The organism is Aquirufa salirivi (assembly GCF_045310485.1).
GTDB classification, from domain to species: Bacteria; Bacteroidota; Bacteroidia; order Cytophagales; family Spirosomataceae; genus Aquirufa; species Aquirufa salirivi.
The window spans coordinates 40,647-66,036 of record NZ_JBEWZH010000009.1; the positions used below are offsets into that span (position 1 = coordinate 40,647).

The window sequence follows — 25,390 nt, forward strand, 5'->3', positions numbered from 1 at the left end:
AATATGATTTATACTCACAAGGTTTTACCTAAAAAAAGCCAGATAATTTACTGGATTTTTAGCCTCTTTTTATTCTTCAGTCCTAATATATCCGCAAATCCGTGGGGATTCTTCGTTCATAAAAAAATCAACAAGCTGGCAATCTTCACCTTACCTCCTACTTTAAGCAAGTTTTATAAAAGACATATATCCAAAATGGAAGATTGGGCCGTGCTTCCCGACCAAAGAAGGTATATTCTAGATGTAGAGGCAGCTCGTCATTACATTGACCTAGATCAATATCCAACATCTTTACATCATACTTCATGGGTACAAGCAATGAATCGAATACCTGAGGACAGTCTTCAAAAACATGGAATCGTAGTTTGGCATATTCCCAAAACACACCAGCGATTGATACAGGCCTTTAAAAACAATGATACCATACAAATCATTAAATTATCAGCAGAATTAGGCCATTATGTAGCAGATGCTCACGTTCCCTTACATACTACCTCCAATTACGATGGACAAAAAACAGGCCAACAGGGCTTACATAGTTTTTGGGAATCTCGTATACCAGAATTACTTGGAAACGCATTAGAAGATTGGGTAGGACCAGCAAATTATGTGGAAAATACCCAACAATCTGCCTGGGAGTGGGTATTAAATGCAAACCAATTAATTCCAACTTTATTGAAAAAAGAAAAAGACTTAAATCAAATAACTGCGGAGAACAAAAAATACAGCTTTGAAAAAAAGGGAAATTCCTTGATCAAAACTTACAGTAAATCCTACAGCTTAGCCTATCATCAATCCCTAAATCAACAGATCGAAAATCAATTTAAATTTGCCATTCAACATCTAGGAGATTTACTATTTACTGCATGGATATTAGGTGGACAAAGTGATTTCAAATAAAAATGTGCAATTTTGCAACATGATAACAGAGCAAAGCATACATTTGAAACGAGGCAAAGATGCCCCCGTTAGAAGGTTTCACCCATGGATATTTTCTGGTGCGATTTTCCAACAAAGCCCAAACTTGCAAGATGGGGATTGGGTCAATGTATTAAGTGACAAAGAGGAATTTCTTGGTTTGGGACATTATCATGCAGGAAGTATCGCAGTAAAAATCGTATCGTTTGCACCTGTAGAAGACTTACAAGATTTATGGGTTCATAAAATAACCAGAGCCTGGGAATTAAGGCAACAATTAAATTTTACCGATACCAATGCTTTTCGTTTAATTCATGGTGAAGGCGACGGCTGCCCTGGATTAATCATTGACGTGTATCAAGACGTATTTGTTTTTCAAGCTCATACCATTGGAATGTATCGAAATAGAGAAGCGATTGTAAATGCCCTTAAAATTGTCTTTGGGGACTTATTGAAAGCGGTATATGATAAAAGCAAAGAAACATTACCCCCTAACTTTGCCGCAACTTGTCAGAATGATTATGTACTAGGCACGGCCTCAGTACCCTTTAATATTCAAGAAAACGGCATCAAGTTCTCCGTGAATTGGGTTACAGGTCAAAAGACTGGCTTCTTCTTAGATCAAAGAGATAATCGTGCTTTATTAGCACATTACGCCAAGGATAAGCATATACTAAACACATTTTGTTATTCAGGGGGCTTTTCCATGTATGCATTAAAAGCAGGAGCGGCTTCTGTTATATCCTTAGATGCATCTGCTAAAGCTATTGATTTGGTCAATGCCAATATTAGCTTGAATAAGTTGGGAAAAAAGAAACACGAAGCTATAGTAGGAGATACGCTTCCCTATCTTAAAAACAATCAAGATGAATTTGATATCATCATCCTGGATCCTCCTGCCTTTGCCAAGTCCATTAGTACGAAGCATAAGGCTCTTCAAGGATATCAAAAAATCAACCAGCTAGCGATTCAACAAATCAAGAAAAATGGTCTTCTTTTTACCTATTCGTGTTCGCAAGTGATAACGAGAGAATTGTTCTTGAATATGTTAGTGGCTGCGGGAATAGCGGCAGGAAGAGAAATTCAAGTGATTCATCAAATGACCCAAGCACCTGATCATCCTATCAACCTGTTTCATCCAGAAAGTAATTACCTAAAAGGATTTGTTTTACGAGTAATATAAAAAAAGCCATCTGAAATCTAATTCAGATGGCTTTTTTCTTAAATAAAATCTACTTAGTTAACAAATCGAAAGATTCTACTCCAACGAATTTTGCCAGAGAATAAGCCTTTGTTGGGATCCAAGGACATCCACACAAATACCGCCTTACCCACGATGTGATCAGCAGGAACAAAGCCCCAAAAACGTGAATCCGCTGAATTATGGCGATTATCTCCCATCATGAAATAGTAATCTTGTTTGAAGGTATAAGATGTCAAAACCTTGCCATCTTTCATTAATTTCCCACCTTCCATTGTGATGTCCTTATTTCCTTCATATGTTCTGATAGCCTCCTGATACAAAGGAGTTGATTTCGAATCTAATTGGACTGTCCATCCTTCCTTAGGAACCTGTAAAGGTCCAAAGAAATCACGGTTCCATTTAAACCGGGTGGTATCGTGAGGGAAGATGTCTAAATAGGTTACACCTTTGGGATCTTTAAATGAATTAGAATCAATTTCCTTTTTGAAAGGTAATTTCATGATTTCTTCTAAATGTTTCTTACTGGTATTGAGCTTATAACCTACCAATTGATTTGTAGAATCTGCTAATGGCAACCAGTCTGAAGATTCAAAACTAGCATCAGCCGAATTTCTGATTCCATATTGATCAAAAAACGTTTCATCCAAATCTTCTTTTGTCTTTAAGAAAACGGGATGCTGCATTCTTTCTGGATTATCTAATGCCTTTCCGTTAATAAATACTTGTTGATCTCTGAGCTCTAAAACATCTCCTGGAGTAGCCACACAACGCTTCACATAAAAGGTACGTAAATCTAAAGGAGCATCTCCATCTTCTTCCCAATTAGGTGCATTAAATACGACAGCATCCCCTTTCTTAACTTCGGTAAATCCTGGAAGGCGAAATACGGGTAAATCCAACCAACGTAGATACGAAGGTAAATTGGTAAACCAAATTTTCTGATGAGTCAAAGGAAGCTGCAAAGGCGTTTTAGGAGTTCGAACACCATAATGCATTTTACTTACAAAAAGGAAATCACCGACCATCAAAGAGCTTTCCATGGATGGTGTGGGAATCGTATAGGCTTCAAATAAGAAGAATCTGATCAGGGTAGCAGCTACCACAGCAAAGGCTACAGAATCAAGCCATTCTCTAAAAGCTGACTTTTGTTTAGGATGTTTAGTTTCCTCTTGTTTCATTTTATTTCTTTTTCAAAAATTTATCAATCAACTCTTGCGATGGTTTATGTATATATGGATGCGGAAACCCTCTTTCTATAAAGTCAGGATCAAGCATGTTCGTATAACGGAAATGACAAGACCAGCGTATTTCATTATTAGTAATTACACCTGATTCATGTACTAACATGGTTGAAAAAACAGCAATATCACCCGCTTTCAACTCAGGTTGTAGCCTTGGGTATGAATTTCGATCAAAAGGCACTTCTGCAAAACCATTATCGATTTTATCTGTCAAAGGACCTAATTTGTGGGATCCCGGATAAAAAATGACAGGTCCATGTTCTACTTGAACGTCCATCAAAGGTATCCAAACGACCACAGAATCAGCCGAGGATAACATAGATACCCAATCTTGATGCAAAGGAGTTTTATAAAAATGCTCTGATTTAGCTAGTGATGGATGATTAAAAAACAAAACTGGACGAGTACACATATTAGGCACTTGCATCCCTATTTCATGCATCAATTGAACTAAATCAGGATGAACAGCAATTTGATATAATTCAATCAAACCCGTTTGAATCAATTTTCCACAATTGATAAATTCGTCCAAATGGTTTTCAAACAATTGTACCATTTGGCTCAAAAAATCCCCTTGAATACCAAAATAATCAAATTGGATTTGAAAAATTTGTTTGGCCGCCTCCTGCAATTTTTGAATTAATGAAGGATCAAAGAAACCAGGTATCACCACTACGCCTTGTTCGTCTAATTCCTTTTTTATGAATTCGATATCGTGCATATTAATCTAATTTTAACATATCTTCCATACCCAAAACACCTTTCTTATCTTTTACCCATTCCGCAGCAATGACGGCACCTAAAGCAAATCCTTCCCGACTAAATGCCTCATGAGTAATTTCAATTTGATCCACTTTGGATATATACTTAACTGTATGAGTTCCTGGTTTGGTGGATTCTCTTTGTGACCAAATGGCCACTTCATTACTTTTGGGAATCTCATTATTTACCCAAGAATCTTTGGCTGGAAAAGCCGAAATAATACCTTCTGCAATGGTAATGGCCGTTCCACTTGGCGAATCCTTTTTCTCAGTATGATGAATTTCATTCGTATAAATATCATATTGATTGTGAGGAGCCATTAATTTGGCCAAATGTTTATTTAAAGCAAAAAATAAATTCACTCCAATGGAATAATTTGAGGCATAAAAGAAAGTAGCCTTGTTTTTTTGAGCTAATGCCTCTACTTCTGCCTTTTTTTCCAACCAACCTGTAGTACCACAAACTATAGGAATTTGCTTTTCTAAACAAACTAAGATATTGGTATAGGCCGAAGTTGGATTTGAAAATTCAATGGCTACATCCACATCTTGATTGCTTAAATCAAGCAAATCATTTGGGTTATCAATATCAATTTTAGCTACAATTTGATGGCCTCTACTAAGAGCTATACGCTCAATTTCCTTACCCATCTTACCATAACCAATCAAAACTATTTTCATTCCTTTACTTTTTAAAATTAAACGACAAAGATACACCAGAAACCAACCCATTTGAATGCGACTGATATTCAAAAGTGGGTTTTATTTTCAAAGTGATATCATCCGATACATCAAATGTCTTTAAATGGGCACTTACGTTGGCATCTACCACATTAAACGCCCAAGCCAAAACCATCCCAATATAAGTATAATCTCTATTCCTTCGATAACCGTCGTTTAATCGCTTTAATTGATTGACATCTAAATCACGGACTAATCCATCTTCATATGGCACTGCTAGTGTAGCTGGAGGTACATAGCTTGGATCATCTGGATGTGGCGAAGCCAAGTAATAATAGGCTCGATACTTTTCATATCGAACATTGTTATAATTAGCAATAATTCCTAAGGTAATAAATGCTCCTGCGACTAAGGGTAATTTCCAATATTGACGATTATAATACTGCCCCCAACCTGGAATCATCAATGATTTTAAGGTCGCTTCTCTTGGGATAATTTTATATGGAACCGTTTTTTTCTTTGGTAAACTATCCACCTTAACTTCTTTTACTTTGCTTACAGAATCCAATGCTATCACATTAGCCTTGGATACCCAAGAGCAAAAGAATAAAAGAGTAAAATACATAAAAGCCCGGAATACGGGAATAATGACATGCCTCATGGGTCTACTATTGTACTGCTTTCAATAGTTTTAATAGCTCTTCTTTCGATTTAAAACTAACTTTCAACTCGCCTTTCCCTTCTTCATTCATTTTGAAAGAAACAGGTGATTGAAAAAAACTTGCAAAGGATTGTTGAATTTGTTGCATTTCTGCCAGTGGAAGTGTTTTAGATTCATCTGGTTTACCAAGGCTAGGGTGGGCTGACTGCCTAACAGCATCTTCTAATTTACGAACGGACCACTCTTCTGAAATGGTTTTTTGAAAAAGCACATGTTGCAATTCAGGATTTTCAACAGACACCAAACAGCGGGCATGACCCATCGATAATTTAGCATCACGAATCGCAGCTTGGATAGCAATGGGCAATTTCAACAAGCGCATGTAATTGGTAACATTAGAACGACTCTTTCCAACTCGATTACCTAAATCTTCTTGTTTTAATTGGCATTCATCCATCAAGCGTTTGTAGGATAATGCAATTTCAATAGCATTCAAATTTTCCCGTTGAATGTTCTCAATCAAAGCCATTTCGATCATTTGCTGATCGTCTGCTGTTCTTACATAAGCAGGAATGCTCTTCAATCCCGCTAATTTAGAAGCTTGTAAACGGCGCTCTCCTGAAATCAATTGAAATCTCTTAGGAGCTATTTTTCTAACCGTAATTGGCTGTATAATTCCTTGAATACGGATAGATTCCGCAAGATCAGCCAAGGCTTCTTGTTCAAAATGCTCGCGAGGTTGATAGGGATTGGTTTCAATGTATTCCAAAGGAATTTCATCCATTAAATTTACCCCTTCTAAACTTCCAGCAAACTCAGATGAATGCTTGGATGTATGGGACACATTTTCAGAATCTTCAAGCAAAGCGCCTAAACCTCTACCCAAACCTATTCTTTTTTTTGAATTTGATTCTTGCTTTGCACTCATATGATATAATCTGCTAAACAGCCTGTAATAAACCGTTTTTGGTGATAATTTCTTTTGCCAAATTGAGGTAGCTTATAGCTCCTTTGCTTTCTGCATCATGCAAAATAGCAGGTATTCCAAAACTTGGTGACTCCGACAAACGGATATTTCTTGGTATAATCGTCTCAAACACCATGTTTTTAAAGTGACTGTTGACTTCATTGACCACCTGATTCGACAAACGTAAGCGTAAGTCATACATAGTCAATAAGATACCCTCAATCATTAAATTAGGGTTTAAACGAGATTGAATAATTTTTATGGTATTCAGTAATTTACCTAAACCTTCTAAGGCATAATATTCGCATTGAACTGGGATAATCACAGAATCCGCAGCCGTCAGGCAGTTGATCGTAATCAATCCCAAAGAAGGAGAACAATCCATGATGATGAAATCATATAAATCCTTGATTTCTAGTAATGCATCGCGCATTCTGGCTTCCCGATTATTCAAATTGATCATCTCAATCTCCGCTCCTACTAAATCAATATGTGAAGGAATAATATCTAAAAAATCAAGCTCTGTGGATACAATGCTTTCTTTCACTTTTGCCAAACCCACCATGCACTCATAAATACTTTGAGTGATATCTTTGGGGTTTAAACCTAAACCAGAAGTTGAATTAGCCTGAGGATCAGCATCTATAATCAATGTCTTAAATTCTAAAGCTGCTAATGAGGCTGCTAAATTAATAGCTGTGGTCGTTTTACCAACTCCACCTTTTTGATTAGCGATAGCAATGATCTTACCCATGATTAAAATCTGAAGAATTATACGGACAAATGAAGGACAATATTACAAAATATGTTTCACATCTGAGTTCATTTTTTTATGTGCGGTTTTAAGATTTAATCAATTGTGGTGTATCAATTTTTGCAACATTCTTGTAACTTGGTATTTGTATTCATCAACCTATATGTCCGAAAACACAAGCAGTCATCCGAAAGGCCTTTATGTTTTGTATTCCACTGAAATGTGGGAACGATTCAATTTTTATGGTATGAGAGCCTTGCTCTCTCTGTTCTTAGTAAATGCCCTTGCTTTCAAACAAACCGACGCTTCCATCCTTTACGGTGGATTTTTAGGTTTAAGCTATTTGACTACCATGGCTGGTGGATATATATCGGACCGTTACCTAGGTAATCGAAATTGTATCCTTATTGGAGGGCTTATCATGGCAATTGGCCAAATATTCATGTTCTCATCAGCCAGTACTTTTGAAATGGATATAAGTCTTGCTCAAAATTTAATGTGGGGAGGATTATTCTTTTTAATCATTGGAAATGGTTTTTTTAAACCTAATATATCATCCATGGTAGGGCAATTGTACCGTAAAGGGGATAATCGACTAGATGCAGCTTTTACCATATTCTACATGGGCATAAATACGGGTGCCTTATTAGGTATGTTAATTTGCCCTTTTCTTGGTGATGTAAAAGTTGACGGAATTCGCGTATTAGATGCTTTTAAATGGGGTTTCTTCGCAGCAGGAACCGCTATGTTAATAGGAACTGTTTCCTTCTATTTTCTTAAAAACAAATTTATTGTTGATCCAGATGGATTTCCTGTAGGAGAAAAACCATTTTCCAATCATGATGCTATTAACAAAGATGGAGAAACAGAAAAAGCAGAATTCAGCTCAAAATCCATTTTTAGTGCCGTAATTATATTTATCATTTTGGTCTTCACATTCCATTATTTATTCATCACAGAAGAGCCTAATATCATCAAAGATTGGATTTACCCCGTCATTTATTCATCCGGGCTAAGTTTGGCATTTTTGATAATTACCGATAAAACCATTACTAGTATTGAAAGAAACAGGATTTTAGTCATGTACATCATATCCTTTTTTGTCATCTTCTTTTGGGCATCTTTCGAACAAGCCGGTTCTTCACTTACCTTCATTGCAGATCAACAAACTGATTTACATTTCCTAGGGATTGAACTTCCACCTAGCTCCGTTCAAAATGCCAATTCATTTTTCATCATATTACTTGCCTTTCCTTTTTCATGGCTATGGATTTGGCTCAATAAACGAGGTTTAGAACCCAATTCCCCTGCTAAACAAGCCATTGGATTATTATTACTTTCCATGGGATACTTCATTATAGCTTCACAAATCAAGGATTTAGGAAATAACAAATTAGGTGTCATTTGGCTGATTGTCATGTACTTATTTCATACCATGGGTGAATTATGCTTATCTCCTATCGGCTTATCCTTAGTTTCTAAATTAGCTCCTAAGCGCTTTTCTTCTTTGCTAATGGGAGTTTGGTTTTTAGCCAACGCAGCAGGATATGCGCTGGCAGGAACTTTAGGAGCCTTATTGCCTCCAGCCGAATCAGTTGTTGGACAAATGAATTTTCCTAGTTTTTTAGGATTTGAAATTCATAACCTCTATGATTTCTTTATGCTATTTGTCACATTAACGGGCATAGCAGCTATTATACTTTATATTTTAGCCATTGGACCTTTAAAACGTATGATGCACGGCATCCGATAATTCTATGCATGGACCAGATCACCACCTTCACGAAAAACATTTAAAAAGTTCCGATTTTCTGACCGATGTAGTCATTGGTATGTCGGACGGCTTAACGGTACCCTTTGCTCTAGCAGCCGGACTTTCTGGCGCAGTTTCCAGCAATGATATTGTCACCACGGCGGGAGTTGCTGAAATTGTTGCAGGTTCAATAGCCATGGGATTAGGGGGATATTTAGCTGGGATGACAGAAAAAGAGCATTATGAAGCCGAATTAGCTCGAGAATATGACGAGGTAGAACGTGTGCCAGATCGAGAAAAGGAAGAAATCAGAGAAGTATTTGAGGATTATGGTCTAAGTCCAGAAGCTCAAGAAATAGTAGTTAATTGCATTGCTAGCGACAAAGACAAATGGGTAGACTTTATGATGCGATTTGAATTAGGCTTAGAAAAACCTAATCCAAATCGTGCCAGAAATTCAGCATTAACCATTGGTATTTCCTATGCCATTGGTGGTTTAATTCCGTTGATCCCCTATTTTTATTTAAAGAAACCTGAAGATGGATTAATCTATTCGGCCATCATCACCTTGCTAGCCTTATTTATCTTTGGTTTTTTCAAAAGCAAAATGACAGGCCAGCAACCTTTCGTAGGAGCTCTCAAAGTGATGTCCATTGGGGCTGCTGCAGCTGGTGCCGCCTTTATGGTTGCCAAACTTTTTTAATAAGCTGAAACAGTATCATCTCCTCTGGAATCTGCACCTCCTTGCAGTTTTCCAGAGGGTAATACTAAAATACCTTCTACTAATCCCAATCCATTGACAGGCATCATTTTGTATTTCTTTTCGTTCAAACGATTCAATTGTTCTGAACTAAATCGATTTTTTTCAAATAATACTTGATCTGGTAGCCATTGATGGTGAAAACGAGGATACTCGACAGCTTGTTGCATATTCATACCCATTTCTAGCGTATTTAAAATCACTTGAAAAACCGAAGTAATAATGGTAGCCCCCCCCGGTGTTCCTACCACCATCTTCAATTTTCCATTTTCTTCTACGATCGTTGGTGTCATACTAGAAAGCATCCGTTTACCCGGTTGAATCTCATTGGCTTTTGAGCCAATTAAACCAAACATATTGGGCGATCCAGCTTTAGCAGAAAAATCATCCATTTCATCGTTTAAAAGAAATCCAGCTCCTCCGACAAATACCTTACTTCCATAACTATTATTCAAGGTGGTTGTAATAGAAACCGCATTCCCTTCTTCGTCTACAATTGAATAATGTGTGGTCTCTGGACTTTCATAACCTGGAAATTGACCTGCTGAAATGGAAGTACTTAAGGACGCTTTAGCAAAACTAAAGTCCGTCATTCTCTGTTGAATGTAAGACAGATTCACCATTTCAGTCTGTGGAACTTTCACAAAATCAGGATCACCTAACCATTTAGATCGATCAGCATATACCCTTCTTTCTGCCTCTACCATCACTTGTATCGTAGAATCAGACTGTGGCCCCCATTGGGAAATCGGGAAAGGTTCTACCATTTTCATCAGTTGGTTCAATGCGATGCCACCACTAGAAGGAGGAGGCATACTGATGATTTTCTTTCCTTTATAGTCAAAATTGACCGTATTTCTCCAAGCAGCTTGATACGATTTCAAATCTTTCTTTGTCATGATTCCTCCCTGATGCTTCATTTCTTTAACTAAAAGTCTGGCGGTTTTACCACGGTAAAAACCTTTTGATTTTCTTTTAGCAATACGTTCCAATGATTGTGCCAAATCCTCTTGAACAAACAAATCTCCCTTTTCCCATTTTAGATCCTGGGATTTAATCATATAATTTTTACCCACATTAAATTTCTGAAAATCAAGCTTTTGACTATTCAATCCTCTGGCCTCTTTTTCTGTTAATACCACTCCATTTCTGGCTAAATCGATAGCCGGTTTGACAAGCTCATACCACGGTAATTTTCCGAATTTCTGATGCATTGCTTCCATGCCAGCAACCGCTCCTGGTACACCAACTGAAAATATACCAGCCAGACTTTTACCAGGAATAATAGCCCCATTTTCATCCAAATACATATCTCTGAATGCTTTCAAAGGAGCTTTTTCTCTAAAATCCAATGCAAAGGTTTGAGCTTGTTTATCTCGATAGACCAAAAATCCTCCTCCTCCAATATTACCAGCTGCTGGGTGACAAACGGCTAAGGCAAAATTGACAGCCACTGCCGCATCAATGGCATTCCCCCCTTTTTTCAAAATGGCTAATCCCACTTCACTGGAAGCAGGATGCGTAGATACTACCATTCCTTTAGATGATTCCACTAATGGTTTACTAGTTTGTGCATAAGTAGCATTGCCTAAAAATAAGGCAATAAGAACAATAAGCTTAGGTTGTTGCATGATGTTGAATTAAAATTGAAAACATTCAAGTAGTAAAAGCTCTTTGGGAGCGTTGTCATAACAAAAATATAATTTAACTTTGTGAATATTTTAAGTTTTTTTAATTAAAACAGATACTTACAGTGGATATTTTCGAGAAAGTTGTTAAAAACATGGGACCGATCGGTGCTCATGCGCATTACTCCCACCATTATTTTTCATTTCCAAAGTTAACTGGAGAACTTGGCCCAAGAATGACCTTCATGGGAAAAGAGATGCTCAACTGGTCATTAAATAATTATTTAGGCCTAGCTAATCATCCTGAAGTAAGAAAAGCTGATGCTGATGCTGCAGCCAAATATGGTTTAGCTTACCCTATGGGAGCTCGAATGATGTCTGGTAATACGGACGAACATGAAGAATTTGAAAGACAATTAGCTGAATTCGTTGGAAAAGAAGATTGTTTTCTTTTAAACTATGGATACCAAGGTGTTATGTCCATCATTGAATGTATGGTAGATCACCGTGATATCATAGTATACGATGCTGAGTCACATGCTTGTTTGATCGATGGTATCCGTCTACATAAAGCTAAAATGGGCGATTATTATAAGTTCAACCACAATGATATGGATTCATTGCGTAAGAATTTAGAACGTGCTACGAAAAAGACTCAAGAAACTGGAGGTGGAATTTTAGTGATTACAGAAGGTGTTTTTGGCATGTCAGGAAAAGTGGGCTCCTTGGATAAAATTGTGGAGATGAAGAAAGACTTTAACTTCCGTTTATTAGTGGATGATGCACACGGATTTGGAACTATGGGTGCACATGGTAAAGGAGTAGGTGAATTTTTAAACTGTACGGATGGTATTGATTTATATTTTTCAACGTTTGCAAAATCCATGGCTGCTATTGGAGCATTTGTAGCTGCACCTAAGGACATCATCATGTACTTAAAATACAACATGCGTTCTCAAACCTATGCCAAGGCTTTACCCATGCCTTTTGTGATTGGAGGGATGAAGCGTTTAGAATTAATTAAAAAACACCCTGAATTAAGAGAACGTTTATGGGAAAACGTCCGTTCTTTACAAAAAGGATTAAAAGAAAAAGGATTTGATATAGGTGAAACTCAATCGCCCGTTACACCTGTATTCTTACATGGTGAATATGATATCGCAGCCGTTACATCTTTGGTTAGAGATTTACGTGAAAACATGGGTATTTTCTGCAGTATTGTGGTATACCCAGTGGTTCCTAAGGGGCAGATTATGTTGAGAATTATCCCAACATCCTCACATACACAAGCCGATATTGAATATACGACGGATTGTTTTGCTGAAGTTCAAAAAAGATTAAAAGACGGTTATTATAAGGTTTTAAATGCTGCAAAATAAGATTTATGAATCATTTTTAACTTTTTTAACTTTTTTTTGGGTTTTTTCGTAGAAATAGTTTGTATGGATTAAGTTTTTTGTTAAATTTCGCCTTATAAGCGCTTCAAACAGCGAAATAAGACAATCTATTTTTACAACCTACAAAATCAAATTATTATGAGCAGATTTGCACAAGTGAAAGACCTCGTTTTGTCATTAGAATCAGATTTCGAAAAATTCTACGATAAAGGAAACCAAGCAGCAGGAACACGCGTTAGAGGTGGCTTACAGCAACTAAAAACTTTAGCTCAAGAAATTCGTACTGAAGTTCAGAATCAAAAGAACTCAGGAAAATAATTAGTTTAATTTCTTGATTAAAAAAAGCCCGTTACTAAGTATCGGGCTTTTTTATGTTAAAATTTTTCTATGTTCATCGCTTTGGCTATGCCATCAACCATTAATTTACCTCTTTCCTTGTCAAACACTTGGGTTTGAATTTCAGCTGTGTGCTTTACAGGATCAATACTGCTTACTGTAAACTTTGCTTGATATACTAGATCAACAAACAGAGGTCGCTTAAATTCCGACAATTGGCTTAAATATACACTGCCTTGCCCAGGAAACTCCATACCCATAACACGAGAAAAAACACTGGCAATGAGCGCGCCATGAATAATGGGCTTTTTAAATACTGTTTGTGCAGCAAATGACTCATCCCAATGCAAGGGATTAAAATCTCCCGATATTTTACAGAAGTCATTTACTTGCTCCTGATTAAAACTAAATTCAATTTCGTAACTATCTCCAACAGAATACATATTGTAGGTATATTAATTATTAATAAAAAATTGAGGCTAACTTTGCAATTGAAATTAAAAGGCATGATCCACTTTATTTACAATCCCAATTCTGGAAGCAAAAGTAATGCAAGTAAAAAGCAAATGCTTCAAAAATTAGAAAAGATTGAAAATAGTCAGCTTCATTTGACAGAATATGCAGGTCATGCACATCATTTAGCACTACAAGCCCTACAGCATGGTGCTAAAAAAGTAATTGCCATTGGTGGAGATGGTACTATTCATGAGATAGCCAGTGCTTTAGTAGGAACTAAAACGGCATTAGGAATTATACCCATTGGTTCAGGAAATGGTTTAGCAAGGCATTTAGGCCTTCAATTGACCTTTTCTAAGGCATTGCAACAAGCCATTCAGGGCCATGAAATCTCCATAGATGTAGCATATTGGAATCAAGATGCTTTTTTCTGTACCGCCGGTATAGGCTTTGATGCTTTTGTTGCACACCAATTTGCCCAAGGTAAAAAAAGAGGTTTGGTCAATTATATCAAAGCTTCTTTTAATTCCATCCTGAAATACGATGCCATCGATGTTCAACATACTGATTCAAGTAATGAGTCTATTTTTTCCATGACTTTTGCTAATGCGAATCAATTTGGCAATAATGCCTTCATTTCTCCATTTTCCAATTTACAAGATGGAAACTTTGAAGTAGTGAAGGTAAAACCTCTAACTGTTTGGGAATCAGCCCAACTTGGAATTAGCCTATTTTTTAAAAATATTAACCAGCAAAAAAAAGTATCGATACAATCCTATCAAAGATATGAATTCAGTGTTCCTTTAGGCACTTTATACCATATGGATGGAGAAAATTTACAAACAAAAGAATTACAACATACCATTAAAATAATTCCAAATTATTTGCGAATTATTGTGTAGAACAAAAAACGCTAACATTGGGCCTCTTTCTAAACTCAAACACATAAGTAATTGATTTACAACAATTTATACTAAATTTTTGTAAATCAAATTTAGACCTTGTTTAAATAACTACGTTTTTGATTCAAAATAATTTTATTTTTTTTTCTTATATTTTTTCAAGGCAAACTACACCTGAAGTACATAAAAATTGAACAATTTTTAGTTCCAAATTTTAATACACTTTTTTTACAAAAAATAAGTTGAAAATATTTTTTTTTAGATTTGGAACGACCTTGAATTTTACTATTTTTGTCTCCCCGCTTTAGTGAAGCTTTATCGTTCCGCTAGGTACCCAAACCATTATTTGAAATTTAAACATTTGAAGTATGTCTTCTATGGCTAATACTTCAACGAGGAATTTTTGACCCTAAAAAAAGGATTTTTATATGCAAATGGAAGTAACTCAATTGTGGAATAAATGCTTGAATATCATCCGTGATGATATTTCTGAGCAAAGTTTCATGACTTGGTTCAACCCAATTGTCCCTTTAAAGTTTCAAAATAACACGCTTACGATCCAGGTTCCTTCTCAGTTTTTCTACGAATGGTTAGAAGAAAACTTTGTTTCTTCATTGAGAAAAGCGATAGATCAAACCATCGGTCGACAAGGCATGTTGGAATACTCCATCATCGTTGACAAAGGGGATCGTAAAAACCCTCCTTTATCTTTTAATTTACCGACAACTAACCAACAGAATACAAGTAAAGATTTCAATCAGAATCAAGCTGCAAAAAGTCCATTTCAGTTTAAAAATCTAGATTCATTAGAATTAGATTCTTACTTAATTCCCAAATATACCTTTGATAAATTCATTGAGGGTGATTGTAATCGCTTAGGACGTGCAGCTGGAATGGCAGTGGCCAATAAACCTGGTTTGACCTCTTTTAACCCTTTAATGATTTACGGAGGTGTAGGTTTAGGTAAGACTCACTTGATTCAGGCAATAGGAAATGAAATTAAACAACAGTTCCCTGAAAAATTTGTTCTTTACGTTTCTACTGAGAAATTTACCAATCAGTTTGTCAATGCCATTCGGAATAATTCCATCGAAGCATTTACCAATTTCTATTTGCAAGTGGATGTCCTAATTATTGATGACGTACAGTTCTTATCGGGAAAAGAGAAGACACAAGAAACATTCTTTAATATCTTTAATCACCTGCATCAATCAGGAAAACAAATCATTTTGTCGTCTGACCGCGCTCCTCGTGATTTAGCAGGTATGGAAGATCGTTTATTAAGTCGCTTTAAATGGGGATTAACAGCTGATCTTCAACAACCCGACTTCGAAACGCGTATTGCTATCATTCAGAAAAAATTACAGGACGATGGCATTCAAATTGATTTCGAAGTACTCGAATACTTAGCTCATTCCATTCAAACGAATGTGAGAGAACTAGAAGGAGTGATTATATCATTGATGGCACAAGCATCATTAACAAGAAAAGAAATTGATTTAGATTTGGCAAAAGCTACCTTAAAAAGCATTGTCAACGAACAAGAAAAAGAATTAAGTGTTGAAAATATACTTGAAGCGGTGACTCATCACTTTTCGGTTGAATTAAGCACTTTACAAGGTAAATGTCGTAAAAAAGAAAATGTTTTCCCTAGACAAGTAGCCATGTATATGTTAAAGGAATTAACCAACCTTCCTTTGAAGTCGATTGGTTATCATTTTGGCGGGAGAGATCATAGTACGGTCATTCATGCTGTACAATCCATTTCAGAGGCCATGGAAACGGATAAAACCGTTGAAAAAACAGTTAAAAAACTATTTAATCGTTTTAATCTTAACACCAACTAAAAAAGTCTCTCAATGATTGAGAGACTTTTTTTTCACATTAATTTATTTTTCTACTCTTCTTTAACTCCTTCTTTATCTAACAAGACAGAGTCATTCCCTTTCACTTTTTCTTTAATTTTTGCTTCCAATTCATCCATCAATTCTGGATTATCTTTTATTAAATCTTTCACAGCATCACGACCTTGACCTAAGCGGTTTCCGTTGTAAGAAAACCAAGATCCTGATTTATCAATTACTCCTAAATCAACTCCTAAATCTAATATTTCGCCAGCTTTTGAAATACCTTCACCATACATAATATCGAATTCGACTACTTTAAATGGAGGGGCTAATTTGTTTTTAACCACTTTTACACGAGTACGATTACCTGTGATAGAGTCAGCACTTTCTTTGATTTGACCTGCTCTACGAATATCTAAACGTACAGAAGCATAAAACTTCAATGCATTACCCCCTGTAGTTGTTTCCGGGCTTCCAAACATCACCCCGATCTTATCACGCAATTGGTTAATGAAAATACAGCAACATCCCGTTTTATTGATGGTACCTGTTAATTTACGTAATGCTTGAGACATTAAACGAGCTTGTAGACCCATTTTCGAATCACCCATTTCACCTTCAATCTCCGCTTTAGGAACCAATGCTGCTACGGAATCAATTACGATGATATCAATCGCTCCAGAACTAATTAAGTGTTCCGCAATTTCCAAGGCTTGTTCCCCATTGTCGGGTTGAGATATTAATAAATTTTGCGTATCAATTCCCAATTTCTCAGCATAAGAACGATCAAATGCATGCTCAGCATCAACAAATGCAGCAATACCACCAGCTTTTTGCGCTTCAGCAATGCAATGCAAAGTTAAGGTTGTTTTACCAGAAGACTCGGGACCATAAATTTCAACAACCCTTCCTCTAGGTACTCCGCCTATGCCTAATGCCAAATCTAAACCTAAAGACCCTGTTGAAATAACAGGTACATCCATGACTTTACTGTCTGAAAGGCGCATGACCGTCCCCTTTCCATAAGCTTTATCTAATTTTTCTAAAGTGGTTTGTAAGGCTTTTAATTTCTCAGATGTTATTCCTTGAGCTTCGCTCGCTTGTTTTGCCATGGTATGTTGATTGATAAAATTGTATTTGTCGCTTCTACTAATTTGTTTTGTATTTAGCTAAACAAAAATAGGAAATAGCCACTAATATTTAATCAAATTACTTGATATTCTATACTCTTATTTCATTAATACTTATCTTGCCAATAATTGAGCCTTCTACCCTTTGAAAACAAACTTTTTTGCCTTATTCTTTTTATTATTTTGCCTATCCATCACGTTAAAAGCACAAGATAAGGACGTACTTTTAGGTGGAGAACAGTTAAAATACCGAATTCACTTAGGTTTTATTAATGCGGCAGAGGCCAATATAAAAAGTAGTCCCAATTTGGGTTCGATTCGTCAGATTCCTACTAGAAAAATCGAGATTGAAGGGAAAACAGTTGGCATATTCAACGTATTCAGTCCACTTCTAGACATATGGGTTTCCTACATGGATCCTACTACTTTATTGCCCATCAAAGCCGAAATGAATAAGCGAGAAGGGCGTTACAAGAAACAAGAAGTAATTGATTTTTACCATGACAAAGGATTAGCGCAAATTTCCTCCCCTCAAAACACTCCTAAAGACAAAAGCCTAAGTATTTCAAATTCCATGTTGGATTTAATATCTGGGTATTATTTTCTGCGTAAAAAGAATTTACAAGAATTAGAAATTGGTCAAAAAATGAGTGCTAAAATACTTGTGGATGGTCAAATTTATGAAGTCTGGTGTATTGTAAAAGGCTTTGAGAAAGTGGATAGCAAATTTGGCAGTAAAAACTGCATCCGTACATCATTAGTCTTACCAAAAAACAATTTGTTTCAAGATAAAGACGCGATCCGATTGTGGATTAGTCAAGATAACTACCAAATTCCATTCAAAATGGAAGTAAACTTAAAAATTGGTTTCTTGAGTATCGATTTGGAAGATTATAAAATAGCGGGTAAAACCATTTACACTGCTTTACCCTAAAGCCTCTTTATAAGCGGCTAACACTCGTTTTCTGGCAAATTCATGATCTACAATGGGCTTAGGATAATGTAATTCTTGAAACTCAGGAACCCATTTCCGAATGTAACTTAAATCTTTATCAAACTTCTGAGTTTGTAAATAGGGATTAAAAACTCGAAAATAGGGAGCGGCATCGCAGCCTGAACCTGCTGCCCATTGCCAACCACCATTGTTGGCAGAAAAATCAAAATCCAATAATTTTTCAGCAAAATACGCTTCTCCCCAGCGCCAATCAATTAAAAGATGCTTAATTAAAAAACTAGCTACAATCATTCGAACGCGGTTATGCATGAATCCTGTTTGATTCAATTCGCGCATACCTGCGTCCACAATTGGATAACCCGTTTGACCGCTTTTCCATGCCACAAATTCTTGCTCATTATTACGCCAATTCATCCGATCATACTCTTTTCGAAAGGCAATTCCTTGACTAATATGAGGGAAATGAAACGTGATATTAAAGTAGAAATCCCTCCAAATTAGTTCATTTAACCAAGTTTCGGATTTCCCAAGCGCCCTTTTTACTAGATTACGAATTGAAATGGTTCCAAAACGTAAATGAACAGAAACATGGGAAGTGGCATCGAGTCCAGGAAAATCACGTCTTAATGTATATTGTTGAATTAAGTCATCCGAAAAATTCAAAGACGGGAATTTTATCCCAGTTGGTTGAAAACCCAATTCACTTAAAGAGGGCATTTCAAATGAGCCATTGGCATAATTCGCCAAATTCTCTGATTCAAATTGCCTCCATTCAGTATTGGCAAATTTTTCTTTCCACTTTCTTGAGTAAGGAGTAAAAACCGTGTAAGGTGTATTCTGACCAGATAAAACCTCGTTCTTCTCAAAAATGACTTGATCTTTAAAACTATGAAATGCTATTCCTAGATCCTTTGCCCATAAATTAATGGCTGAATCCCTATGAATGGCATAATTTTCATAGTCATGGTTGGTAATTATCTGTTTAATCTGGTATTGTTGTGCCAATGATTTAAATGCAGCCAAAGGATTATCATGTAATATCAACAAGTCCCCACCACGTTTTTGGATTTCACTTTTTAAATCACTGAGCGCTTGGCGAATAAATTCTACTCGGGCATCTTTTTTATTTTCTAATTTATCTAAAATAGCAGGATCAAAAATAAAAATTGGTAAAACTGGAAACGGACCACTTAAAGCAGCAAAAAGCCCAACATTATCCTCTAAACGCAAATCGCGACGAAACCAAAAGACAGAAATCTCATTCATAATTTTCAATATACTCATTTAAACCACCTTTGCTTTTGATTGTTTCGAAAAATTACCTTGACAAGCCCCCCTTGAAAAGTGTATATTTGTAAATTGTTTTTTTAGTTCAAAAATAAATGAACGATTGAATTAATTTTTTGTATTAAATAATTCAACGTTTTTCATTTTCAAACCCCATACGAATGAAATTATCTGAATTCAGATTCGATTTACCTCAAAGTTTAATTGCCTTACATCCAACTGATAACCGAGAAGACGCTCGCATGATGGTTGTAAATAGAAAAAACAAAACCATTGAACACAAGAAATTCACTGATATCGTTGATTACTTCGGAGAAGGAGATGTACTAGTAACCAACAACACTAAAGTTTTCCCTGCTAGATTGTATGGAAATAAGGAAAAAACTGGTGCTCAAATTGAAGTATTTTTACTTAGAGAACTTAACCGTGAACATCGTCTTTGGGATGTTTTGGTAGATCCTGCTCGTAAAATACGTGTAGGGAATAAATTATATTTTGGTGATTCTGATTTGGTTGCGGAAGTTATTGACAACACGACTTCACGTGGAAGAACTATCCGGTTTTTATATGATGGAGACCATGATGCTTTAATGGCCGCTATTCATGAATTAGGAGAAACTCCACTTCCAGAAGAAATTCGTTCGAAGAGAGAGGCTACTCCCGAAGATGCTGAGCGCTTTCAAACCATTTATGCTGAGCATGTGGGTGCTGTGGCTGCTCCAACAGCTGGATTACACTTCTCTAAGATCATCATGAAAAGAATGGAGTTAAATGGCTCGCAGTTTACTCCTATTACTTTGCATGTAGGTTTAGGTACTTTTCGTCAGGTTGATGTGGAAGACTTGACCAAACATAAAACAGATTCGGAGCATTTTATCATCAATCAAGATACTTGTGATTATGTGAATCAAGCGATTGACAACAAAAAACATGTTTTATCAGTAGGTACAACGGTAATGAAAGCTTTAGAGTCATCCGTTTCCGCTAGTGGCCATTTAAAGCCTATCAATAGCTGGACAGATAAATTCATTTTCCCTCCTTACGAATTTAAGATTCCAACGGCCTTATTAACTAATTTCCATTTGCCAGAGTCTATCTTATTGATGATGACCTCAGCGTTTGGAGGATACGAATTAATTCATGAAGCATACCAACAAGCCATTAAAGAGAAATACCGTTTCTTTAGTTATGGTGACGTGATGTTAATCATTTAATTAAAAATTGGGTTTGTTTTGAAGAAATATGCCATTATTGTAGCCGGAGGTACTGGACAGCGAATGAAAAGTGCCGTTCCTAAACAATTTTTGCTCCTTCAAGGCAAACCTATTTTATTCCATACACTTTTACAATTCAAAAAAGCATTTGCTGACATTGAATTGATTTTAGTATTGCCACTGAATCAATTCCCAACTTGGAATTTACTTTGCCAAGAACATCCTGAAATACTCCAAACGTGTCCACATCAATTAGTGGAAGGTGGTGCCACTCGTTTTCATTCAAGTCAAAGGGGTATTCAAGCTATAGCGATAGAACAGCAGGCTCTGGTAGCTATTCATGATGGTGTTAGGCCATTGGTATCTGTAGAAAGTATACAACAAGCTTATCAACATGCCCAAGAGTATGGCAATGCCGTATTGGCTGTTTCTAGTAAGGATTCTATCCGGCAGTGGGATCATCATAAAAACGTATACCTTCCTCTAGATCGTACGCAAATCAAACTGATTCAAACACCCCAGATCTTTGAAATTTCCCTCTTAAAACGAGCTTACCAACAAGAATATCAGGATTTATTTACGGATGATGCAAGTGTCGTTGAATTATTAGGCATCGACATCCATCTGGTGGAGGGAAATTATTCCAACATTAAAATTACAAGCCCTGAAGATATGCTGATTGCAGAAGCACTGACTCAAAAAGTATAAACATGAAAAACGCCTGGGATTGGATTGGATCCAATATTTTAAAATATAAAATTATCATCATGTTGGCATTAACTCTGCTAACAGCTGGACTCATCTTTAAGGCTTCTCAAATTCAATTAAGTTATGAATTAGCCAAAATTTTACCCAAAACAGATGAGCGATTTCAACTTTACGAAAGCTTCAAAAAGAAATATGGGGAAGATGGAAACGTGATGGTGATAGGTTTAGAAAACCCCCAACTTTTCACTCCTGTGGAATTTGATGCTTGGAAAAATCTAAGTACAGATATCAAACAACTAACAGGAATTAAAAACATTTTATCCTTATCTAATCTTCCAGAAGTCTATATTGACAGTATCGATAAAAAATTCAAAACAAGAACCATATGGGATGCCAATTTACCAACTACCCAAGATCGTTTAGATACATTAAAGAGCAAAATTAGTCGTTTACCGATTTTTACTAATTTCTTATATACGGATGATTATAAGGTTCATTTGTTACTTATTACATTGGACCAGAAGACCATAAATGATAAAGGTCGAATCACCTTGGTCAAAAAAATCAAACAATTAGGAGAAGAGTATCGCTTAAAAACAAAGCGAGATATTCATTATTCAGGTATGCCATTTATTCGTACGGAATACACTTCTCAAGTAACCAAAGAACTGATTATATTTCTCGGTTTAGCTATTCTAGTTACTTCGCTCATTTTACTGTTCTTTTTCAGATCCATACAAGTGGTATTTTTCGCATTAATTGTGGTATTGATTGGTATACTTGCCTCCTTGGCTACCATTGTAATTTTAGGATTTAAAATCACCCTACTTTCTGGTTTAATTCCTCCGCTGATTGTGGTGATAGGTATACCGAATGTCATTTTCTTATTGAACAAGTACCATGAGACATACATCGAGACACAAGACAAGCTCTTTTCTTTGAAAGAAAGTGCCTCTAAAGTGGGAAGAACCTTATTTTTAGCCAATTTAACGACTTCCATTGGCTTTGGTGTATTCAGTTTCACGGGTTCTGGATTATTGGTTGAATTTGGAATTGTGGCTTCTATCAATGTCATGATTACTTTTTTATTGTCCTTACTTTTAATCCCGATTTTCTTCAGCTACTTGGCTCCTCCCCGTCCAAAAGACTTAGCTCATTTTGAATCAAAAAGAGTCAATTTATTCTTAATTCGAATTGAAAATTGGGTTTTAAATCATAGAAAATCCATTTATGGAACGGTACTTGTATTGCTGATGATCTCTGTTTATGGCCTATTACAAATTAAAGCCATAGGATTCATTGTCGATGATTTACCCAGAGAAAATGCCATTTACTCCGATTTAAAGTTCATAGAAAAACATTTTCATGGGATCATACCTTTTGAAATTTCGGTAGATGCAAAAAGTCCAGGAAAGGCCTTAAGTCCTGAAATTTTATCCAAAATGAAAAGAACAGAAAAGCTCATGGCTAAATACCCTGAATTTACGGCTGGTCTTTCTATTTTAACGGCTACCAAATACTTGTACCAAGTTTATCGAGGTGGAGACCCTAAATATTTCACTCTTCCAGGAATTGATGAATTGAATAAATTGAAAGACTTTCAATCGAGCTTATCTGGAAAGAGTAACCTATTTGCGGGTTTCATAGATAAGGAAAAGCAGTATACCCGAATTTCTTACCAAATGGCCGATGCAGGAACGGTCAGAACGAAGGAATTATATCAACTATTACAACCAAAAATTGATAGTATTTTTAGAACTGATCCCGAAACTGGGGAAATATTAACCAAGGGAAATCCAAATGCTTATCAAGCAGATGTCACCGGAAATTCGGTTATCAATACATTTAACACAGAATATCTGCAGAAAAATTTAATTGAAAGTACCATAACGGCCATTGTATTAATTTGTCTTTTGATGGCATTTTTATTTAGGTCTTGGAAAATGGTATTGATTTCGACCTTACCTAGTTTAATTCCATTGATCATTACAGCAGGCTTGATGGGCTATTTTAACATTGCATTAAAACCAAGTACCATACTTATCTTCTCCATTGCCTTTGGAATCTCCAGTGATGGGACTATTTATTTCTTAACTCGGTACAAAGAAGAGTGGTTGAAAAATCAACAAAATGTCAAAAGAGCGGTACAAATAACCATTCAAAAAACAGGTGTTTCGATGTTCTACACAGCCATGATCTTGTTTTTTGGATTCTTCATTTTTACGGCTTCTACTTTTAAGGGAACTCAGGCATTAGGTATATTGGTATCCATAACCTTATTGATGGCCATGATATGTAATCTGATTTTATTGCCAGCCTTTTTGATGGGATTAAATAAAAAAGAAGTTGATACCCTAATAGAAGAGGAGATTTAGCATGAAAATTCAAGAGGAAAAAATCTACACAGTTCCCTTCTGGTTATTATGCTCGAGTAACTTTTTATTTGCCGCAAGCTTTTCCATGATCATTCCTGAATTACCGGACTATTTGGCAGCTATGGGAGGCAGTGAATACATTGGGTACATTATAGCGCTGTTTACTTTAACTGCAGGGCTTAGTAGACCATTTTCAGGAAAACTAACCGACCATATTGGTCGTGTACCCGTTATGGCATTTGGTTCTATTGTATGTTTCATCTGTGGAGGTATATATCCCATGCTACATACTGTTCAAGCTTTCCTATTCTTACGTTTTATCCATGGCATGTCAACTGGTACCAAGCCAACTGCTACGGCTGCCTATGTGGCTGATATCATACCGGAACATCGACGCGGAGAAGCGCAAGGAACTTTAGGAATATTTACAGCCACAGGTATGTCCATCGGTCCTAGTATAGGTTCTGGATTGGCAAATTCCATTGGCTTAGATCCCATGTTTTATGTTTCATCTCTTTTTGCTTTAGCCTCCATTGTCATTTTAATGAAATTGGAAGAAACATTGCCGAAAAGCATGAAAAGTAAATTTTCATTGAAGCTATTCAAAATCAATTGGAAAGATGTTTTTGAACCCAAAGTGATACAAGTATTTTGGATTATGGTATTGATATCATTTTCATATGGAGTGGTATTAACTTTAATACCAGACACGACCAAATTGGTGGGTTGGCATAACAAAGGACTATATTTTACTATTTACACCGTCGCTTCTATATTTATTCGTTTTTTCTTTTCAAAAAGCTCTGACAAACATGGTAGAATTCCAATTTTAATCATTTCTTGTTTCTTTTTATTTGTTTCAATGTTTATTTTGGCATTTCCAGTAAATGAAATTACTATGGTAATATCAGCCATTCTATTTGGCATTTCAGCAGGATTTTCAACTCCAACGCTTGCGGCTTGGACTTCAGATTTGGCTGATAAGAATCATATGGGAAGAGCCATGGCCACCATGTATATTGCCTTAGAAATTGGTATAGGAATTGGAGCTCTTTTTTCAGGTTATATATATAAAGGATTAAGCCAAATGATACCACTCCCCTTTTTCATTGCTGGATTATTTTCTACTATTGCATTCATTGTATTATTGAGCTTTAGAAAAAACTGGACTAGAAATGGAATTTGAAACCTATTTATTAAGTAAAAAAATAGATGCCTTGGCTTTTAAATCCAATGACATCGAACTCTTTTCTACCTGGCTTTATGAATTTAGTCAATTGCATGAAACCAGTTTTACAGATCAAAAGCGATTTCAGATTAATCGAATCAGGAGAAAGTATCCCTTGAATTCAGAAATTAACTAATAGCTATTTTGCTATTTTTATAATAATTTCAAAATATAGTATTACTATTCAAATAATACATGCCATGAATTCTTTGAATAGTTCAAATAGC

General features: G+C 36.0%; 24 protein-coding genes. 14 read left to right on the forward strand and 10 right to left on the reverse strand.

Annotation, left to right across the window (positions count from 1 at the left end; genetic code table 11):
* Positions 1-3: 3 nt before the first annotated feature.
* The gene (locus U0R11_RS11915) at positions 4-900 is read left to right on the forward strand and encodes a zinc dependent phospholipase C family protein (RefSeq protein WP_406751899.1); all 897 of its coding nucleotides are present in this window, start codon (positions 4-6) and stop codon (positions 898-900) included.
* Between the two features lie 19 nt (positions 901-919).
* Complete coding sequence (locus tag U0R11_RS11920) at positions 920-2,101, forward strand: class I SAM-dependent rRNA methyltransferase (protein WP_406751900.1); 1,182 nt, start codon at positions 920-922, stop codon at positions 2,099-2,101.
* A 53-nt stretch (positions 2,102-2,154) separates the two neighbouring features.
* On the opposite strand, the gene lepB is transcribed toward U0R11_RS11920, so the two are convergent.
* The 6 genes from lepB to U0R11_RS11950 are packed head-to-tail and all read right to left on the reverse strand — an operon-like array spanning position 2,155 to position 7,187.
* On the reverse strand, positions 2,155-3,300 hold the full coding sequence (gene lepB / locus U0R11_RS11925) for a signal peptidase I (RefSeq protein WP_406751901.1): 1,146 nt from the start codon (positions 3,298-3,300) through the stop codon (positions 2,155-2,157).
* A 1-nt stretch (position 3,301) separates the two neighbouring features.
* On the reverse strand, positions 3,302-4,084 hold the full coding sequence (locus tag U0R11_RS11930) for a phytanoyl-CoA dioxygenase family protein (protein ID WP_406751902.1): 783 nt from the start codon (positions 4,082-4,084) through the stop codon (positions 3,302-3,304).
* Position 4,085: 1 nt separating this feature from the next.
* Complete coding sequence (gene dapB / locus U0R11_RS11935) at positions 4,086-4,805, reverse strand: 4-hydroxy-tetrahydrodipicolinate reductase (RefSeq protein ID WP_406751903.1); 720 nt, start codon at positions 4,803-4,805, stop codon at positions 4,086-4,088.
* Between the two features lie 4 nt (positions 4,806-4,809).
* Positions 4,810-5,466: a DUF5683 domain-containing protein gene (locus U0R11_RS11940; RefSeq protein ID WP_406751904.1), complete on the reverse strand. Its 657-nt coding sequence runs from the start codon at positions 5,464-5,466 to the stop codon at positions 4,810-4,812.
* Positions 5,467-5,473: 7 nt separating this feature from the next.
* The gene (locus U0R11_RS11945) at positions 5,474-6,394 is read right to left on the reverse strand and encodes a ParB/RepB/Spo0J family partition protein (protein ID WP_406751905.1); all 921 of its coding nucleotides are present in this window, start codon (positions 6,392-6,394) and stop codon (positions 5,474-5,476) included.
* A gap of 13 nt (positions 6,395-6,407) precedes the next feature.
* Positions 6,408-7,187 (reverse strand): ParA family protein, encoded by a 780-nt coding sequence (locus U0R11_RS11950; RefSeq protein WP_406751906.1) that lies wholly within the window; start codon positions 7,185-7,187, stop codon positions 6,408-6,410.
* A gap of 163 nt (positions 7,188-7,350) precedes the next feature.
* On the opposite strand from U0R11_RS11950, the gene U0R11_RS11955 reads away from it, so the two are divergent.
* Both U0R11_RS11955 and U0R11_RS11960 read left to right on the forward strand, forming a co-directional pair.
* Positions 7,351-8,940: a peptide MFS transporter gene (locus U0R11_RS11955; protein ID WP_406751907.1), complete on the forward strand. Its 1,590-nt coding sequence runs from the start codon at positions 7,351-7,353 to the stop codon at positions 8,938-8,940.
* A 4-nt stretch (positions 8,941-8,944) separates the two neighbouring features.
* Positions 8,945-9,643, forward strand: a complete 699-nt coding sequence (locus U0R11_RS11960; RefSeq protein ID WP_406751908.1) for a VIT1/CCC1 transporter family protein — start codon at positions 8,945-8,947, stop codon at positions 9,641-9,643.
* Here the strand turns inward: U0R11_RS11960 and ggt are convergent.
* Positions 9,640-11,331: a gamma-glutamyltransferase gene (gene ggt, locus U0R11_RS11965; protein ID WP_406751909.1), complete on the reverse strand. Its 1,692-nt coding sequence runs from the start codon at positions 11,329-11,331 to the stop codon at positions 9,640-9,642. The two genes, U0R11_RS11960 and ggt, sit on opposite strands and share 4 nt — an antisense overlap.
* 122 nt (positions 11,332-11,453) lie before the next feature.
* Here ggt and U0R11_RS11970 point away from each other — a divergent pair, with 122 nt between their 5' ends.
* Both U0R11_RS11970 and U0R11_RS11975 read left to right on the forward strand, forming a co-directional pair.
* Complete coding sequence (locus tag U0R11_RS11970; RefSeq protein ID WP_166374208.1) at positions 11,454-12,707, forward strand: aminotransferase class I/II-fold pyridoxal phosphate-dependent enzyme; 1,254 nt, start codon at positions 11,454-11,456, stop codon at positions 12,705-12,707.
* Between the two features lie 156 nt (positions 12,708-12,863).
* Positions 12,864-13,043, forward strand: coding sequence for a histone H1 (locus U0R11_RS11975; RefSeq protein ID WP_109322819.1), 180 nt, complete (start codon positions 12,864-12,866; stop codon positions 13,041-13,043).
* 56 nt (positions 13,044-13,099) lie between these two features.
* Here the strand turns inward: U0R11_RS11975 and U0R11_RS11980 are convergent, their stop codons facing one another.
* Positions 13,100-13,504, reverse strand: a complete 405-nt coding sequence (locus tag U0R11_RS11980; RefSeq protein ID WP_406751910.1) for a MaoC family dehydratase — start codon at positions 13,502-13,504, stop codon at positions 13,100-13,102.
* A 63-nt stretch (positions 13,505-13,567) separates the two neighbouring features.
* Between U0R11_RS11980 and U0R11_RS11985 the strand changes: the two genes are divergently transcribed.
* Positions 13,568-14,419, forward strand: coding sequence for a diacylglycerol/lipid kinase family protein (locus U0R11_RS11985; protein ID WP_406751911.1), 852 nt, complete (start codon positions 13,568-13,570; stop codon positions 14,417-14,419).
* Positions 14,420-14,847: 428 nt separating this feature from the next.
* Positions 14,848-16,266 (forward strand): chromosomal replication initiator protein DnaA, encoded by a 1,419-nt coding sequence (dnaA, locus tag U0R11_RS11990; protein ID WP_406751912.1) that lies wholly within the window; start codon positions 14,848-14,850, stop codon positions 16,264-16,266.
* A 50-nt stretch (positions 16,267-16,316) separates the two neighbouring features.
* Here the strand turns inward: dnaA and recA are convergent, their stop codons facing one another.
* Complete coding sequence (gene recA, locus U0R11_RS11995; protein WP_406751913.1) at positions 16,317-17,378, reverse strand: recombinase RecA; 1,062 nt, start codon at positions 17,376-17,378, stop codon at positions 16,317-16,319.
* Positions 17,379-17,541: 163 nt separating this feature from the next.
* Between recA and U0R11_RS12000 the strand changes: the two genes are divergently transcribed.
* Positions 17,542-18,330: a DUF3108 domain-containing protein gene (locus U0R11_RS12000; protein WP_406751914.1), complete on the forward strand. Its 789-nt coding sequence runs from the start codon at positions 17,542-17,544 to the stop codon at positions 18,328-18,330.
* Here the strand turns inward: U0R11_RS12000 and U0R11_RS12005 are convergent.
* Positions 18,322-19,617, reverse strand: coding sequence for a cryptochrome/photolyase family protein (locus U0R11_RS12005; RefSeq protein WP_406751915.1), 1,296 nt, complete (start codon positions 19,615-19,617; stop codon positions 18,322-18,324). The genes U0R11_RS12000 and U0R11_RS12005 overlap by 9 nt on opposite strands.
* 182 nt (positions 19,618-19,799) lie before the next feature.
* Here U0R11_RS12005 and queA point away from each other — a divergent pair, with 182 nt between their 5' ends.
* From queA to U0R11_RS12030, 5 genes are read left to right on the forward strand one after another with little or no spacing between them, the layout of a single operon-like run.
* Positions 19,800-20,852: a tRNA preQ1(34) S-adenosylmethionine ribosyltransferase-isomerase QueA gene (gene queA / locus U0R11_RS12010; RefSeq protein WP_406751916.1), complete on the forward strand. Its 1,053-nt coding sequence runs from the start codon at positions 19,800-19,802 to the stop codon at positions 20,850-20,852.
* Positions 20,853-20,870: 18 nt separating this feature from the next.
* On the forward strand, positions 20,871-21,560 hold the full coding sequence (locus U0R11_RS12015; RefSeq protein WP_406751917.1) for a 2-C-methyl-D-erythritol 4-phosphate cytidylyltransferase: 690 nt from the start codon (positions 20,871-20,873) through the stop codon (positions 21,558-21,560).
* 2 nt (positions 21,561-21,562) lie between these two features.
* Positions 21,563-23,935 (forward strand): efflux RND transporter permease subunit, encoded by a 2,373-nt coding sequence (locus U0R11_RS12020; protein ID WP_406751918.1) that lies wholly within the window; start codon positions 21,563-21,565, stop codon positions 23,933-23,935.
* A 1-nt stretch (position 23,936) separates the two neighbouring features.
* Positions 23,937-25,121 carry an MFS transporter gene (locus U0R11_RS12025; RefSeq protein WP_406751919.1) on the forward strand — a complete coding sequence of 395 codons (1,185 nt, stop codon included), beginning with the start codon at positions 23,937-23,939 and terminating at the stop codon, positions 25,119-25,121.
* On the forward strand, positions 25,111-25,299 hold the full coding sequence (locus U0R11_RS12030; protein WP_406751920.1) for a hypothetical protein: 189 nt from the start codon (positions 25,111-25,113) through the stop codon (positions 25,297-25,299). The genes U0R11_RS12025 and U0R11_RS12030 overlap by 11 nt, the downstream gene beginning before the upstream one ends.
* Positions 25,300-25,390 lie beyond the last annotated feature (91 nt).

Coding starts and splice junctions, on each gene's coding strand:
- U0R11_RS11915 (WP_406751899.1), top strand. CDS start 4: ATGATTTATACTCACAAGGTTTTACCTAAAAAAAGCCAGATAATTTAC.
- U0R11_RS11920 (WP_406751900.1), top strand. CDS start 920: ATGATAACAGAGCAAAGCATACATTTGAAACGAGGCAAAGATGCCCCC.
- lepB (WP_406751901.1), bottom strand. CDS start 3,300: ATGAAACAAGAGGAAACTAAACATCCTAAACAAAAGTCAGCTTTTAGA.
- U0R11_RS11930 (WP_406751902.1), bottom strand. CDS start 4,084: ATGCACGATATCGAATTCATAAAAAAGGAATTAGACGAACAAGGCGTA.
- dapB (WP_406751903.1), bottom strand. CDS start 4,805: ATGAAAATAGTTTTGATTGGTTATGGTAAGATGGGTAAGGAAATTGAG.
- U0R11_RS11940 (WP_406751904.1), bottom strand. CDS start 5,466: ATGAGGCATGTCATTATTCCCGTATTCCGGGCTTTTATGTATTTTACT.
- U0R11_RS11945 (WP_406751905.1), bottom strand. CDS start 6,394: ATGAGTGCAAAGCAAGAATCAAATTCAAAAAAAAGAATAGGTTTGGGT.
- U0R11_RS11950 (WP_406751906.1), bottom strand. CDS start 7,187: ATGGGTAAGATCATTGCTATCGCTAATCAAAAAGGTGGAGTTGGTAAA.
- U0R11_RS11955 (WP_406751907.1), top strand. CDS start 7,351: ATGTCCGAAAACACAAGCAGTCATCCGAAAGGCCTTTATGTTTTGTAT.
- U0R11_RS11960 (WP_406751908.1), top strand. CDS start 8,945: ATGCATGGACCAGATCACCACCTTCACGAAAAACATTTAAAAAGTTCC.
- ggt (WP_406751909.1), bottom strand. CDS start 11,331: ATGCAACAACCTAAGCTTATTGTTCTTATTGCCTTATTTTTAGGCAAT.
- U0R11_RS11975 (WP_109322819.1), top strand. CDS start 12,864: ATGAGCAGATTTGCACAAGTGAAAGACCTCGTTTTGTCATTAGAATCA.
- U0R11_RS11980 (WP_406751910.1), bottom strand. CDS start 13,504: ATGTATTCTGTTGGAGATAGTTACGAAATTGAATTTAGTTTTAATCAG.
- U0R11_RS11985 (WP_406751911.1), top strand. CDS start 13,568: ATGATCCACTTTATTTACAATCCCAATTCTGGAAGCAAAAGTAATGCA.
- dnaA (WP_406751912.1), top strand. CDS start 14,848: ATGCAAATGGAAGTAACTCAATTGTGGAATAAATGCTTGAATATCATC.
- recA (WP_406751913.1), bottom strand. CDS start 17,378: ATGGCAAAACAAGCGAGCGAAGCTCAAGGAATAACATCTGAGAAATTA.
- U0R11_RS12005 (WP_406751915.1), bottom strand. CDS start 19,617: ATGAATGAGATTTCTGTCTTTTGGTTTCGTCGCGATTTGCGTTTAGAG.
- queA (WP_406751916.1), top strand. CDS start 19,800: ATGAAATTATCTGAATTCAGATTCGATTTACCTCAAAGTTTAATTGCC.
- U0R11_RS12020 (WP_406751918.1), top strand. CDS start 21,563: ATGAAAAACGCCTGGGATTGGATTGGATCCAATATTTTAAAATATAAA.
- U0R11_RS12025 (WP_406751919.1), top strand. CDS start 23,937: ATGAAAATTCAAGAGGAAAAAATCTACACAGTTCCCTTCTGGTTATTA.
- U0R11_RS12030 (WP_406751920.1), top strand. CDS start 25,111: ATGGAATTTGAAACCTATTTATTAAGTAAAAAAATAGATGCCTTGGCT.